We start from the raw sequence: 12,734 nt of genomic DNA, 5'->3' as shown, positions 1-12,734 counted from the left end.
CGACCGACGACGGACGGTTGGGACAAAAGCGGACGGGGAGGCCACCTGCGGAGTTGGTGCCGCGGGCGGGACCCGACGTGACCGGGCAAAAGTCCTCCGGCGGTTCCGAGACCGAGAAGTACACAAAGCCCCGCGGTGTCGGGTCCGACATGGACATCGACGTTGAGCCGACGGAGCGACCCGACGCCGACGAAGACGACGACGCTGGCGACGACGGGCCGGCCGAAATCGAGGTGGAAGTCACCGACCCGGACGAGGTCACGTCGACCGACACCGAGGACCTCCCCGAGGGAATCGACGCGCCCGATTACGTCCTCTACGGCGGCAAGGGCGGCGTCGGAAAGACCACGATGGCCGCGGCGACGGCGCTCGCCAGCGCGGCCGACGGCACCGCGACGCTCGTCGTCTCCACGGACCCAGCGCACTCTCTTTCCGACACGCTCGGCGTGCCGGTCCCCGACAAGCCGACTCGGATTCGGGAGGAGATTCCCCTCTACGCGGCCGAAATCGACCCCGACGCGGTCATGGAAGGGCCGTTCGCCGGCGGCGACGGCTCGGGCGAGGAGTACGACGACGAGACCGACTTCGAGACCGGCGAGTACGACGACGACAACCCCTTCGCCGGCGACGACTCGGACTCCCCGTTCGGCGGCGGAATGGGCGGCGGAATGGGCGGCTTCGAGGACCTCCTCGGCGGCGACGGGCCGATGGGGATGGGCGGGCCGATGCCCGGCGCGGACGAGGCCGCGGCGATGCAGCAGCTCCTCGAATACATGGACGACCCGCGGTTCGACCGCGTCGTCATCGACACCGCCCCCACGGGCCACACGCTCCGCCTGCTCGAACTCCCCGAACTGATGGACTCCATGCTCGGCCGCATCGCCCGCATGCGCCAGCGCTTTTCCGGCATGATGGACAACCTCAAGGGGATGTTCGGCGGCGGCCCCGACGACCCGCAGGCCGGGATGGCGGACCTCGACGACCTCCGCGAGCGCATCGAGCGCCTGCGCGCGGTCCTCCGGGACCCGACGCGGACCGACTTCCGCGTCGTCATGATTCCCGAGGAGATGAGCGTCGTGGAGTCCAAGCGACTCGTCTCGCGGCTCGACGAGTTCGGCATCCCCGTCCAGACGCTCGTCGTCAACCGCGTGATGGAGTCCGTCGAGGACGTGGCGAACGTGGACCCCAAGTGGATAGAGTCGCCGGACCTGGAGAACTGCGGCTTCTGTCAGCGCCGCTGGCAGGTCCAGCAGGACGCGCTCCGGTCGGCGACGAACCTCTTCCGCGGCCGCGACGTGAAGCGGGTGCCGCTGCTCGCAGAACAGGTACAGGGCGAAGACGCCCTTCGAGTCGTCGCGACCTGTCTCGACTGACGCCGAGCGGCGTCGAGCAGGTCGTCAGCGCGGGCCGTCGGCGCAGGCCGACCGCGACGGGTCGGCTTCAGGGAAGTTTGCGGGCGAAGCCGTAGAGCGCGTCGCGCCACGCGTCGGGCAGGAAGCGCGCGAGGACGCCGACGCGGGCGACGGTTCCGGGTTGGTAGCGCGCCCGCGGCTTGGTCGAACTCGCGGCGTTGACGATGTCTTCTGCGACCCGCTCGGGCGGAATCGCGCCGGGACCGCTGCTGCCGAGCGCCTGCGAGTCGTCGAACAGTTTGTAGAGTTTCTCGTACGCGCCGGAGCGGTCGAGGCCGTCGGCGTCCTCGCCGTTGCCGTTGACCTCGTCGTCGACGCGGTTCGAAAACTGCGTCTCGACCGGACCGGGTTCGACGAGGACGGCGTCGATGCCGTACTCCTCGACCTCGGTGCGGAGCGCGTCGGTCATCGCTTCGAGTGCGAACTTCGAGCCGGCGTAGATTCCCGTACCGGGGAAGGCGACGCGGCCGACGACGCTGGAGACGTTGACGATGGTGCCGTCGCCCTGCGAGCGCATGTGGGGCAACACGGCTCGGATGAGTCGGTGCGGGCCGTAGACGTTCACGTCGAACTGGGCGTGGACCTGCTCGGTCGGCACGTCCTCGACGGGGCCCATCTGGCCGTAGCCGGCGTTGTTGACGAGGCAGTCGATGCGGCCCTGCTCGTCGGCGATGCGGTCGACCACGCGGTCGACGTCCCCCTGGTCGGTCACGTCGAGCGTCGCGATGTTCGCGCCGCGTTCCCCCAGCGTCTCGATATCGGCCGGGTTCCGGGCGGTGGCGTAGACCTCCCACTCCTCGTCGAGGAAGTCGAGCGCCGTCGCGCGCCCGATTCCCGAGGAGCAACCGGTGATGAGGACCGTCTTTTGATGCACGTCGGTATCGTCTCCGGGCCGGCGGGGTGGCCGCCGACGGGGTCGACCGAGTCGTCGGCGCGAATCGGCGTTCGCCAGCCCTCCGGTCGGCCGTCCACGTCTTCGTCCGGCGTCCCGCAGAGGAGAGATTTGGCGACGCCGATGCTCGGCGTGTCGCAGACGACGCCGAGGTGAGTGGCAAGACCGGCCTGCCGGAAGTGGATGCGGCCGGAGCCGTCGAAGACGAGCAGGTCGGGGTCGCAGTCGAGTTCGGCGAGCGCGTCGAGGATGGGGCCGCCCTCGCGGAACGAGAGCAGGCCGGGGATGTACGGCAGGTCGAGGTCCGAGACGGCGTGGACGCGCTCGACCACCTCGCCGCCGTGGAGGACGACGACGGCGCTCAGCGCGCGGTCGTCCAGAAACGACTGGTCGATACCGGCGACGAGCGGCGGCGAGTCGGTGTCACCGCCGGTTGCTGTCGCGTTCGTGAGCGTCTCGTTTTCTCGTTCCGGCGAGTCGAGCGAGACGCGCGCCGGGTCGAACGGGAGGTCGTCCTCGAAGACGGCGGCCTCGGCGACGCGGCGCTGGAGCGACTCCATCTCGTCGCGGGAGAGCCCGGGGCGCGGCGCGAGGTCGGGGCGGGCCGGTCGCATCTCAGAACCGACCGCGACCGGGGCCGCCGGGACCGCCGGGACCGCGCCCGCCGAGTGAGAGCTGCGAGGGGACCTTCCGCTGGCCCTTCACCCGCTGGCCGTAGGCGAGGCCGATGACGAGGCCGATGAGGTGCGCGAAGTGGGCGATGCCGTCGGCGCTCTGACTGACGAAGAAGAACACCGAGATGCCGGCGAACCCGAGGGTGAACAGCCACAGGGGCACGGGGATGATGAAGTACAGGTAGATTTTGAGCCCCGGATTGAGGACGGTTAGGACGCCGAGGACAGCCATGATGGCCCCGCTCGCGCCGACGACGGCGCTCACGCTTCCCGGCGACAGGAGCATCGACGAGCCGACCTGCGCCAGTCCGGCGAGCATCCCGCTGACGAGGAACAGCGCCGCGAACTTCCGCGACCCGACGTAGCGCTCCACCAGCGGGCCGAAGAAGAACAACACGATGGAGTTGCCGACGATGTGGTAGAAGCCGCCGTGGGCGAATACCGAGGTGACCCACGTCCAGACGTACTCGGGGTGAATGCTCGTGAGGTAAAAGGCGCTGATCGAGAGGTTGGGCAGTCCGAGGAACTGCTCCAAGACGAGTTGGGCGAAGAACGTGAGCCACATCAGCGCGAGGAACAGGTAGGTGACGTTCCCGCGGAAGTAGCCGAGCACGCCGCCAGCGCCCGTGAGTGAACTCAGCAGCCCGCCGCCGCGGCCGCCCTTGTTGTTCACCGAGTCGTCGAAAGAGCTGTCGAAGACGCCAGCGGGGTCGTCCCAGTCGGAGAGCCCCGCGCAGTCGTGGTTCTCGGGGAGGCGGTGTTCGGAACAGAACGTCCCGCCACACCGTGAACAGCGGTACGGCAGACTCTCGTCTTTGCCGCACACGTCGCAGATAGGCATTACCAACGCCTTACAGCGGCGAGATAAAAAGGGGTTCCCTCATGGATGCGGCATGTGAACACAGGGCGCAAACGCGAAGACGACGGCGTGGTATCTCGCGCTTCATTCGGCCGGTTCTTGTCCGTCCAGAAGTCGGTGCGGGGCTGTCGTCGGTTCGACGGCGCTGTCGCTCTCGGCGGTCGTCGCGCGAGAAATCCGGAATTACGCGTCTTCCGAGGACGCTTCCTCGGCGTCTTCGTCCGCCTCGTCGGCGGGCGTGAAGTTCGTGGGGACGACGGTCGGGTGCTGGAGCCCGAGACGGGGTTGCTTGGCTGCCATACTCGTCTCGACGTACCCGACACAGGGACTAAAGATTACCCATGCGCATAATTCATCGGTCGATGCGCCGGCGATAACTGTCGGGTATCCGAGTCGCCGAAGCCGGTCGGTTTCCGGTTCGGATAGTTCCCGGAAGTCGTCGCTGACCGCGGCGGCGGCGCTCTCGATCGACGGGTGGCGTCGAAAAAAACGCGCGGTGGAGTCGCTTACGCGAAGTTCTCTTCGTAGAGGTCCATCGCGTGCTCGATGGCGTCCTTGGCGGCCTGCTTGTCCTCCCAGCCCAGCGTCTCGACTTCCTTGCCGGCCTCGAGGTTCTTGTAGGTCGCGAAGAACTCGTCAATCTCGTCGAGCGTCTGCTGCGGGATGTCTTCGAGGTCCTCGATGTGGTCGTAGCGGGGGTCCTCGATGGGGACGGCGATGACCTTGTCGTCCTGCTCGCCGTCGTCGTCCATCTTCATGAGCGCGACCGGGCGTGCCTCGATGACACAGCCGGGGAACGTCTGGTCCTCGACGAGGACGAGCACGTCGAAGGGGTCCTCGTCGTCGTAGTACGTCTGCGGAATGAAGCCGTAGTCCGACGGGTAGTGGACGTTGGAGTGGAGCACGCGGTCGAGGACGACGCCGGGGATGTCCTTGTCGTACTCGTACTTGTTGCGCTCGCCTTTGAGACACTCGACAACTGCGTAGATTTCGTCCGGCGCGTCGGGGCCGGTCTCCATGTCTTCCCAGAGGTTCACCATACCGAACCCATCCTCGATGCGGGCAAAAGTCCTTTCGGGATTGGTCTCGTCTGGCTGTCATCCGGGTTCCGTCGGCCGCTTCGAACCCCTCCACATGTAGAGGTATTCCCCACAGAATCCCACGACGCTACTCCTATGCGTTTGAGATATTCCCCGGGTATGCCCGCTCGGCAACTCTGTGTCGTCTCCCGTTTGTCGCCGTGGCCCGACTCTGTGCAATACCCGGCACTCGTGTGCGCTCCGCCCCAATTTCTTTGAATAATGGGTCTCCATACGACGGCGAAACAGACTGCTCGTTGACAAAGTTTAAATAGGAAGGTGACATTTCCATATGCATGTCAGAGGCACAAACAATTGGCAACAAATCCGGTGCGGCTCGGGACCTCACCGCGTTCCAACAGAACATCCTCGTCATTCTCGCCGAGGAGCCGATGTACGGCCTGGCTATCAAGCGTCACCTCGAATCGTACTACGACACCGAGGTCAACCACGGGCGTCTGTACCCCAACCTCGACGACCTCGTCGAGATGGGTCTGGTGGAAAAGAGCGAACTCGACAAGCGGACGAACCAGTACGAACTGACCGACGACGGCCTCCAGGCGGTCCTCGACCGCTTCGACTGGATGCTCTCGAAGTTCGTCACCGACGACGAGCGCGCCGAGATGGTCTCGGAGCTCGTCGAAGGCAAGCTGTAATCGGCTGAACACACCGCACGAACCGCGGGGTTCGCTCAGTTGTATTCGGGCACTTCGGCGTCTGCGGCGTCGAAGAGCAACTCGAGCGACTCCGGCAACAACGACTGCTGTTCAGCGGTCGGCCACGCGTTGCGTGGATAATATTCTTCGACGAACTCGCGCACTTCGGGAGCACCGGCTGTCTCGATTCGCCGAACGTAGTGATTTCCGAGGAAGTCCGCGAACGCCCGCGCATTCGCCGCGTGGTCCGCGCCGTGTTCCTCGGCGACGGTCGCGACGCACGCCGCGTTGTGCTCTTCGACCGCGCTCCACTCGTGGTCCTCGCCGGTCCCCGACAGCGGCCGCTCGATTCCGCGGTCCACGTCCTCTATCTCCGTCGGGTCGACGATTCCGTCGTCGTCGACCCACTCGTCGGGGTGGAGCGCTAACACGTCGTCTTCCTCGCGGTGTCGCGCGCGGAACTCGTACTCGCCGACGAGGTCGTCGCGGACGGACCGGTACGTCGCGGCCTCGTCGGGGTCCACGGCGTCGCGGGCCAGTCGCGTCAGCCGTTCGGCCTCGGCGAGCACGTCTTCGGGGAGTTCTGACTCAGGCATGGTCGAGGGCCTCGTTGGCTAGGGAGTCGGCGCGGTCGTTTATCTCTCGCGGTACGTGCTCCAGCGACCAGCGGTCGAACGCCGACAGCAGCTCTCGAGCCTTCACGCGGCGCTCTTTGAGACCGGGGTCGTTCGTGTTCCACTCGCCGCGGACCTGCTTGACGACCAGTTGGGAGTCGCCGCGCACGTCGACCTCGTCGTAACCGTACTCCTCGGCGACCGACAGCGCCTCCACGAGCGCCTCGTACTCCGCGCGGTTGTTGGTCGTCTCGCCGATTCGCTTCGAGCCCTCGGCGACGATACCGTTGCTGGTCACGATAGCCCACCCGATGGCCGCGGGGCCGGGGTTCCCGCGGCTCGCGCCGTCGAAGTAGACGTGCGCGCGGCCGCCTTTCGGCTGGATGAGCGCGAGCAGGTCCGTCGGCCGCGACCCCTGTACGACGACTTTCCCGTCGTAGGCGACGGCGCTGGCGTCGCCGCGTTCGGCGCGCCACCGCTCGTGGTCGGTGTTTCCGGGCGAGACGGACACGCCCGCGGCTTCGAGTCGTCCTCGGGCTTCATCGGGGTCGCACTCGACGGTCGGCATACCGTCATCTCACCGGTGATTCGGTAAAGGCGCTCCGTTCGTCGCTGAGAGCGCAGCGACACTCCGACGAACCCCGGCAAAGGTTGAAGTGCAAGGAAATAGACAATATATAAATGCGATGAAACGGCCTACCCGCCAGCGGGAGCGTGAGCACGACCGGACTCGATGGGGAGACGAGTCACAGGACGACGAGACATCTGAAGAGGAGTTGGACCTCGACAACCTCGACCCCGAGGAAGTCGTTCGGACCGGCGACGGCGAGTTGATTCACGAAGAGACCGGCATCATCATCGAAGAAGAGCGCATCGACCCCGGCCCGGAGTGGCGGGCGTTCAACCACTCCGAGCGGCAGTCGAAGTCTCGCGTGGGCGCGCCGACCACGCAGACGATGCACGACAAGGGGCTGACGACGACCATCGACTGGAAGGACAAAGACGCCTACGGCCGCTCTATCTCCTCCAAGAAGCGGTCGCAGATGCACCGCCTGCGCAAGTGGCAAGAGCGCATTCGGACGAAGGACGCCGGCGAGCGCAACCTGCAGTTCGCGCTCAGCGAAATCGACCGCATGGCGTCGGCGCTCGGCGTCCCGCGGTCGGTCCGCGAAGTCGCCTCGGTCATCTACCGCCGGGCGCTCAGCGAGGACCTGATTCGCGGGCGCTCCATCGAGGGCGTCGCCACCTCGGCGCTCTACGCCGCCTGTCGGAAGGAGGGAATTCCGCGCTCGCTCGAAGAGATCTCCGAGGTGTCGCGCGTCGAGCGAAAGGAGATCGGGCGCACGTACCGCTACATCTCGCAGGAACTCGGCCTGGAGATGCGGCCGGTAGACCCCAAGAAGTACGTCCCGCGCTTTTCGTCCGAACTCGACCTCTCGAAGGAGGTCCAGTCGAAGGCGAACGAGATTATCGAGACGACCGCGGAACAGGGGCTTCTCTCCGGGAAGTCGCCGACCGGCTTCGCGGCCGCCGCAATCTACGCCGCGTCGCTTCTCTGCAACGAGAAGAAGACCCAACGCGAGGTCGCCGAGGTCGCGCAGGTGACGGAAGTCACCATCCGGAACCGCTACCAAGAGCAGATCGAAGCGATGGGCATCCACACCTGAGCCCCGCCCGCGCGATTCGCATCTCTTTCTGACCCCGGTCGCGTCGCCGAAGGTTCATACCCGCGGGCGACCCACATCCGGTGAATGCGGCTCGACGAGTACATGGACATCGAGCGGGACGAGCGCGCCGAGCGGCGGCGACTCGCCGAGGAGAAGTCCTACGGCATCCTCGACCACCTCGAGACGTTCCAAGACCGGTTCGAGGAGACAGTGCAGGGAGACTCGCTGTACGGCGGCGTCTCCCCGTCTATCTTCGTCGGCCGGTCGAACTACCCGAACGTCTCGACGGGCATTCTCTCGCCGGTCGGCCACGACGAGGACGCCGCCTCGTTCGAGACGAGCGCCGCGTGGTACGACGAGGGCGTGAGCATCGACGACGTGTTCCAGCGGCGCACTTCGCTTCTGAACTCAAATCGCGGGACGAAGGTGACGAACGTCGCCGACTCGTGGGACGGCTTCCTCGGGACGCAACGCGAGGTCGCCATCGCCGACCGCCCCGTGACGGTCGAAATCGGCCTCGACGGGAAGCCGTCGCTCGACCTCGACGCCAGCGCCGACGACGTGGCGACCCCCGTCGGCCCGCGGGCCCGCGCCCGGTCGGCCGACCTCGCGGAGAACCCGCACGTCCCCAAACTGGTCAAAAAGACGCTCGAAGACGACGACTGGAACGCCGAGGGCGCGATGACGTATCTCTACCGCCGCGGCTTCGACGTGTACGACATCAACACCATCCTCTCTGCGGGCGCGCTCGGCCAGACCGAACAGCGCCGACTCGTCCCGACGCGGTGGTCCATCACCGCCGTCGACGACACGCTCGGCCAGTATCTCCGCGGACAGGTCAAGCACGCCGACAGCATCGACGGCGTCGAAATCTACCGCAACGAGTTCATCGGCAACGCCTTCTGGGTCATCCTCGCGCCGGGGCGGTGGGAGTTCGAACTGATAGAGCTGAAAGCGCCGGGGAGCGTCTGGAACCCCGACCCCGAGGCGGGGATGTACCTCGCGGCCGACCGCGAGGGCTACGAGGGCCGGTCCGGCTACGTGAACGAGACGGCCGGCGCGTACCACGCCTCCCGACTCGGCGTCCTCGAACACCTCCAAGAGCGCGGCCGACAGGCGAAGGCGCTCGTCATCAGACACGTCTCCGACGACTACTGGGGACCCGTCGGTGTCTGGCAGATTCGCGAGTCCATCCGCCACGCCTTTGAGGGCGAGATGGCCGACGCTGAGACGTTCGGCGACGCCGTCCGCGACGTGACGGAGTACCTCCCCGTCTCGCTCGCGGACCTCCGGCGGAAGTCCACGATGGCCGCGGGCCTCCAGACCGACATCTTCGACTTCGCCTGAGCAACTATTTTGACAGTCGGATAATACGTTCCCGCATGGTCCCGTTACAGGTCCCCGGCGGTCCCGAACTGCTCATCATCATCCTCATCTACGGCATCTTCGCGCTCCTCCCCGTGGTCGCGGCGCTCGTCGCGCTCTACCTGCTGTACAAGATTCGCGGCGACGTCAAGCGCATCGCGGACGCGGTGGACGCGCGAGACGGGTTGTAAGTCGAGACGGCTGCGTCCGCTCGGTGGCCTCGATTATGCCTCGGCCGCGTCGAGGTTGGCGAGCGCCTGTTCGACGAGTTCGCCCGTGTCGGCGATGATGTCGGCCATCTCGTCGTTGTCGGGCGCGATGCCGATGAGTCGGGCGACGCGCATGATGCTCAGGTGGTAGACGACCTGCTTGCCCGGTTCTTCCTCCCAGATGACCACGTTGCACGGGAAGAGCCCGCCCATCTTCTTGTCGGTGGCGTCGAGCGCGCGGTCCGCCATGTTCGGGTTACACGCGCCGAGGACGTAGTAGGGGTCGCGGCCGGCGTCGACCTTCTCGTTGAGCATCTCGGAGGGCGAAAATTCGGTGGCAACACCGAACCCGGCGTCGGTGAACGCCTCGCGGACGCGCTCGATTGCCGCCTCGTGTTCCATCTCGAGGACGACGCGTTCCTCGCCGATGTCTTCCGGTTTGATGGCGCTGGGGTCGATTGGGAGTGCCATGACCCACCCTTGACTCCCCGGCGGGGAAAAGCTATGGTAGTGTGCTCGACCTACACGAGCGAGTCGCCGACTTCCCACGACGCGGCGTCGTCGAGCACGGATTCGACGAACGACGCCTTCGCGTTCGTGTACTGACTCCGCTCGTCCGAATGCGCCGCGGCGAGTCTGCGCTTGCGTCGCTCGTACTCGGCCGCGAGGTCGTCGTCCGCGCGGAGGGCGTCGCGGAAGGCGACCTGCTCGCGGTGGCAGTCGCTCCCGACCTCGGTCAGAGAGAGGTAGTGGGTTCGGCGTTCGGGCGGGCCGCGGACGAAAAACCGGCGGTCTGGAACGTCGTCGTCGGGTCGTTCCTCGTAGCCCGCGGCTTCGAGCGCCCGCGCGACGCCGCCGGCGTCATTGAGGTCGGAGACGAGGACGAGCAGGTCGACGATAGGTTTCGCGGCCAGTCCCGGAACCGCGGTGCTCCCGACGTGTTCGAACCGGACGCCGTCGGCGTTACCACCACTACTGCCGGCGTCGCCACCACTACTGCCGGCGTCGTCGCTGTCGAGTCGCGGTCGTAGGCGCTCGACCTCGCGCTCGTATGCCTCGCGCCAGCGCGGGTCGTGCGCGTCGAGTTCGACGGTGCCGCGGGCGAGGCCGAGCGACGGATACGGCTCGTCGTCCTCGGCCGCGGACCCGTCCTTGCGGTCGTCGCCGTCGCTCATAGCGGAATCGGGAGCCACTGGAGCGCCGAAGCGACCTGCTCGGGCGGGAACAGCGGCGGATGGAGCACGAGCCAGTCCAAGAGGATGAGCCCGCCGCCGTGGGCGACGATGGAGGGGAGAATCGAGTCGCTCTCGTAGTCGACGAGGCCGAACAGCACGTCCGTCGGGGCCGACAGGAGAATCTCTATCGGGGGTTTGCCGACGTGGTGAAACGCGTAGAGCACCGGGCTGATGAGGGCGCTCTTCCGACCGATTTCGCGGACGCCGACGCAGAGCAGGCCGCGGTAGTACGTCTCGGCCGCGACGACGACGAGCAACTGCTGAGCGGCGTGCGGGAGGAAGTCCGCGAGGGCGGTCGAGGTGTGCCACATCGGGTAGTACGTCCGAATCGACGGCAGGCTCGACCCGACGAGGTAGAAGGGGAGGACGAACAGCGCGAGGAGAACCGTGTTGCGGAGCGCCGCCCGGTCGACGTTCCAGCCGAGGTTGCGACCGTGGGCGAGCGCGAGCGCTCCGGGTACGAGGATGAACAGGAGGGCGTCGTGGACCACGCGGTAGGTGAGGTCGCCGGCGGGAAGCGGCCAGAGACTCCACGCGGCCCCGACGACGCCCCCGACGATGAGGGCGCGGTAGAGCCACGGGAGGCGGGCGAGCCGGCGGCGCAACACCGTTATTCCGTCTGGACCGGGTCGCGGCCGACGATGTCGAGCACGTCGTCGACGAAGGTCTGTCGCGTCTCGAAGTAGGTTTCGTCGGCCTCGGCGAGCACGTCTTCGAGGCTCTGGGGACCGTCGGGCGTGCGGATGACCGCGTCGCCTTCTTTGTTCAGGATGCTGCTCTTTTCTTGCGGCCACGTCAGTCGGGAGGCGACGCGCGCGAGCGGCGCACCTTCGACGGACGCGCCCGTACCGAGTTCGACGGCGGGTGCCTCGTCTGCTTCCTCGTCAGCCATGCGCGAGGGTTAACCACCGCGCATGATAATCCCTTCGAGATTCGCATGCGACGATGACGGGCCGGCGACGCGTCCGGCGGGTGATATGGGGATATCGATAGCCCGCGACGTGTCGAGAAACAGATAATCGTCTGACGCATCGTTTTAGGGGCTGCTTTCGTAGTCGGGGCCATGACCAGTCTTTCGGAGGCGTACCACGGCGGCCGGGGCGGGCCGAGTCTCCGACGGCTGTCCCTGGGCTTCGGGGGGTTCCTCCTCGGCGTGTTGCTCGTCGTCGCGGGCATCGTCGTCGCGACGACCGACGTGTACACGTCCGGCGGGGCGACCCTCGGCGAAGCGCGCGAACTCGGGGGCATCCTCGGAGGCATCGGCGTCCCCGCCGTCTTCCTCGGCGTCCTCGCGGTCCTCCCCGCGAGCCGTCGAACCCGCGCCGCGTCGCTCATCGGAGCGAGCATCGCCGTTCTCGGCGTTGCGCTCTTCTCGCACGCCTACCCGTGTCAGTGGACCGGCGCGACCTGCGGGGCCGGCCTTCCCGACCTCACCCTCGAAACCGTCGGCGTCTACTTCTTCGGCACGGTCACGACGTTTTGGTGTCTGTTCGTCGGCGTCGCCAACTTCAAGACGCGGAACGACCCCGGCGGCACGGCCACGGTTCAGGTGACGAAGAAGGGCGAAACCCGCGTCGTCGAAGTCGAGAAATCCGGCGGCGGCCTCGGCGGAATCGGTTTCCTCGGCGGTACGCCCGACGGCGACGTGCAGACGCAGACGAACCAGTCGCCCGCCGGACCCGACCCGAACGCCGGCGCGACCGACGGCGGCGCGTCGACGCAGGACATCACCCCGCTCGACGTCGAACCCTCGGCCTCGGCGTCGTCGGACGGGTCGAACACTGCCGACACCGCGGCGACGGGTCGCTCCGGCGTCGACACCGTTCAGTCGAGCGATTCCGCGCGCTCACCGGCGGGCGCGGCCGACCACCCCGCCGCCGACCGCCCGGCGAACGCCATGGTCGGCGACCGCTACTGCGGCAACTGCACGTACTTCGAGTACGTCCGCACCTCGGATGGACTCAAGCCCTACTGCGCGGCCCACGACGAGATGATGCAGGACATGGAAGCCTGCGACGAGTGGTTCCCGCGCCGCCGCGAGTAGTCCCGCCAGCGAACCGGCAACCGCCGGC

Annotated in this window: 15 protein-coding genes and 1 pseudogene; 6 read left to right on the top strand and 10 right to left on the bottom strand. The window is 67.0% G+C overall.

Going from position 1 to position 12,734, the window contains the following annotated elements:
- Positions 1 to 149 precede the first annotated feature (149 nt).
- A complete protein-coding gene (locus C5B90_RS04045; protein WP_115879294.1) occupies positions 150 to 1,373 on the top strand; it encodes a TRC40/GET3/ArsA family transport-energizing ATPase in 1,224 nt (407 codons plus the stop codon).
- Between the two features lie 67 nt (positions 1,374 to 1,440).
- Here C5B90_RS04045 and C5B90_RS04040 read toward each other — a convergent pair whose 3' ends face one another.
- The 4 genes and pseudogenes from C5B90_RS04040 to C5B90_RS04025 all read right to left on the bottom strand — a co-directional run bounded on the left by C5B90_RS04040 (position 1,441) and on the right by C5B90_RS04025 (position 4,877).
- Positions 1,441 to 2,286, bottom strand: coding sequence for an SDR family oxidoreductase (locus C5B90_RS04040; protein ID WP_115879292.1), 846 nt, complete (start codon positions 2,284 to 2,286; stop codon positions 1,441 to 1,443).
- Positions 2,287 to 2,294: 8 nt separating this feature from the next.
- Positions 2,295 to 2,918, bottom strand: a pseudogene (locus C5B90_RS04035) (endonuclease V); the annotation flags it as partial.
- Between the two features lies 1 nt (position 2,919).
- Positions 2,920 to 3,819: a rhomboid family intramembrane serine protease gene (locus C5B90_RS04030; protein ID WP_115879290.1), complete on the bottom strand. Its 900-nt coding sequence runs from the start codon at positions 3,817 to 3,819 to the stop codon at positions 2,920 to 2,922.
- Positions 3,820 to 4,343: 524 nt separating this feature from the next.
- Positions 4,344 to 4,877, bottom strand: a complete 534-nt coding sequence (locus C5B90_RS04025) for an inorganic diphosphatase (RefSeq protein ID WP_004972805.1) — start codon at positions 4,875 to 4,877, stop codon at positions 4,344 to 4,346.
- Between the two features lie 335 nt (positions 4,878 to 5,212).
- On the opposite strand from C5B90_RS04025, the gene C5B90_RS04020 reads away from it, so the two are divergent.
- Positions 5,213 to 5,572 (top strand): PadR family transcriptional regulator, encoded by a 360-nt coding sequence (locus tag C5B90_RS04020; RefSeq protein ID WP_004970086.1) that lies wholly within the window; start codon positions 5,213 to 5,215, stop codon positions 5,570 to 5,572.
- A gap of 35 nt (positions 5,573 to 5,607) precedes the next feature.
- Here the strand turns inward: C5B90_RS04020 and C5B90_RS04015 are convergent, their stop codons facing one another.
- Positions 5,608 to 6,168, bottom strand: a complete 561-nt coding sequence (locus C5B90_RS04015) for a rnhA operon protein (protein ID WP_115879288.1) — start codon at positions 6,166 to 6,168, stop codon at positions 5,608 to 5,610.
- Entirely contained in the window at positions 6,161 to 6,754 is a 594-nt protein-coding gene (gene rnhA / locus C5B90_RS04010; RefSeq protein ID WP_115879286.1) for a ribonuclease HI, read from the bottom strand. The genes C5B90_RS04015 and rnhA overlap by 8 nt, the downstream gene beginning before the upstream one ends.
- Before the next feature lie 118 nt (positions 6,755 to 6,872).
- Between rnhA and C5B90_RS04005 the strand changes: the two genes are divergently transcribed.
- The 3 genes from C5B90_RS04005 to C5B90_RS20730 all read left to right on the top strand — a co-directional run bounded on the left by C5B90_RS04005 (position 6,873) and on the right by C5B90_RS20730 (position 9,409).
- Positions 6,873 to 7,853: a transcription initiation factor IIB family protein gene (locus C5B90_RS04005; RefSeq protein WP_013035638.1), complete on the top strand. Its 981-nt coding sequence runs from the start codon at positions 6,873 to 6,875 to the stop codon at positions 7,851 to 7,853.
- 84 nt (positions 7,854 to 7,937) lie between these two features.
- A complete protein-coding gene (nreA, locus tag C5B90_RS04000; protein WP_115879284.1) occupies positions 7,938 to 9,200 on the top strand; it encodes a DNA repair protein NreA in 1,263 nt (420 codons plus the stop codon).
- A 35-nt stretch (positions 9,201 to 9,235) separates the two neighbouring features.
- Entirely contained in the window at positions 9,236 to 9,409 is a 174-nt protein-coding gene (locus C5B90_RS20730; RefSeq protein WP_004972794.1) for a hypothetical protein, read from the top strand.
- A 33-nt stretch (positions 9,410 to 9,442) separates the two neighbouring features.
- On the opposite strand, the gene C5B90_RS03995 is transcribed toward C5B90_RS20730, so the two are convergent.
- From C5B90_RS03995 to C5B90_RS03980, 4 genes are read right to left on the bottom strand one after another with little or no spacing between them, the layout of a single operon-like run.
- Entirely contained in the window at positions 9,443 to 9,898 is a 456-nt protein-coding gene (locus tag C5B90_RS03995; RefSeq protein ID WP_004972792.1) for a DUF302 domain-containing protein, read from the bottom strand.
- Between the two features lie 50 nt (positions 9,899 to 9,948).
- A complete protein-coding gene (locus C5B90_RS03990; RefSeq protein WP_115879282.1) occupies positions 9,949 to 10,602 on the bottom strand; it encodes a GrpB family protein in 654 nt (217 codons plus the stop codon).
- Positions 10,599 to 11,270, bottom strand: coding sequence for a type II CAAX prenyl endopeptidase Rce1 family protein (locus C5B90_RS03985; protein WP_115879280.1), 672 nt, complete (start codon positions 11,268 to 11,270; stop codon positions 10,599 to 10,601). Before C5B90_RS03985 ends, C5B90_RS03990 begins: the two co-directional genes overlap by 4 nt.
- Positions 11,271 to 11,272: 2 nt before the next feature.
- Complete coding sequence (locus tag C5B90_RS03980; RefSeq protein WP_004972783.1) at positions 11,273 to 11,554, bottom strand: DUF5789 family protein; 282 nt, start codon at positions 11,552 to 11,554, stop codon at positions 11,273 to 11,275.
- Between the two features lie 171 nt (positions 11,555 to 11,725).
- On the opposite strand from C5B90_RS03980, the gene C5B90_RS03975 reads away from it, so the two are divergent.
- Complete coding sequence (locus C5B90_RS03975) at positions 11,726 to 12,706, top strand: ribonuclease BN (RefSeq protein WP_115879278.1); 981 nt, start codon at positions 11,726 to 11,728, stop codon at positions 12,704 to 12,706.
- Positions 12,707 to 12,734 lie beyond the last annotated feature (28 nt).

Origin of the sequence: Haloferax sp. Atlit-12N, assembly GCF_003383095.1 — an archaeon.
GTDB lineage: Archaea > Halobacteriota > Halobacteria > Halobacteriales > Haloferacaceae > Haloferax.
Note: the sequence above shows the minus strand (reverse complement) of the source record. Positions and strands in the feature narration are given on the sequence as shown.

Excerpts from the sequence above, each read along its gene's own strand:
- C5B90_RS03975 (WP_115879278.1), top strand. The coding sequence starts at position 11,726 with ATGACCAGTCTTTCGGAGGCGTACCACGGCGGCCGGGGCGGGCCGAGT.
- C5B90_RS04025 (WP_004972805.1), bottom strand. The coding sequence starts at position 4,877 with ATGGTGAACCTCTGGGAAGACATGGAGACCGGCCCCGACGCGCCGGAC.
- C5B90_RS04030 (WP_115879290.1), bottom strand. The coding sequence starts at position 3,819 with ATGCCTATCTGCGACGTGTGCGGCAAAGACGAGAGTCTGCCGTACCGC.
- rnhA (WP_115879286.1), bottom strand. The coding sequence starts at position 6,754 with ATGCCGACCGTCGAGTGCGACCCCGATGAAGCCCGAGGACGACTCGAA.
- C5B90_RS03995 (WP_004972792.1), bottom strand. The coding sequence starts at position 9,898 with ATGGCACTCCCAATCGACCCCAGCGCCATCAAACCGGAAGACATCGGC.
- C5B90_RS03980 (WP_004972783.1), bottom strand. The coding sequence starts at position 11,554 with ATGGCTGACGAGGAAGCAGACGAGGCACCCGCCGTCGAACTCGGTACG.
- C5B90_RS04005 (WP_013035638.1), top strand. The coding sequence starts at position 6,873 with ATGAAACGGCCTACCCGCCAGCGGGAGCGTGAGCACGACCGGACTCGA.
- C5B90_RS04020 (WP_004970086.1), top strand. The coding sequence starts at position 5,213 with ATGTCAGAGGCACAAACAATTGGCAACAAATCCGGTGCGGCTCGGGAC.
- C5B90_RS20730 (WP_004972794.1), top strand. The coding sequence starts at position 9,236 with ATGGTCCCGTTACAGGTCCCCGGCGGTCCCGAACTGCTCATCATCATC.
- C5B90_RS04045 (WP_115879294.1), top strand. The coding sequence starts at position 150 with ATGGACATCGACGTTGAGCCGACGGAGCGACCCGACGCCGACGAAGAC.
- C5B90_RS04015 (WP_115879288.1), bottom strand. The coding sequence starts at position 6,168 with ATGCCTGAGTCAGAACTCCCCGAAGACGTGCTCGCCGAGGCCGAACGG.
- C5B90_RS03990 (WP_115879282.1), bottom strand. The coding sequence starts at position 10,602 with ATGAGCGACGGCGACGACCGCAAGGACGGGTCCGCGGCCGAGGACGAC.
- nreA (WP_115879284.1), top strand. The coding sequence starts at position 7,938 with ATGCGGCTCGACGAGTACATGGACATCGAGCGGGACGAGCGCGCCGAG.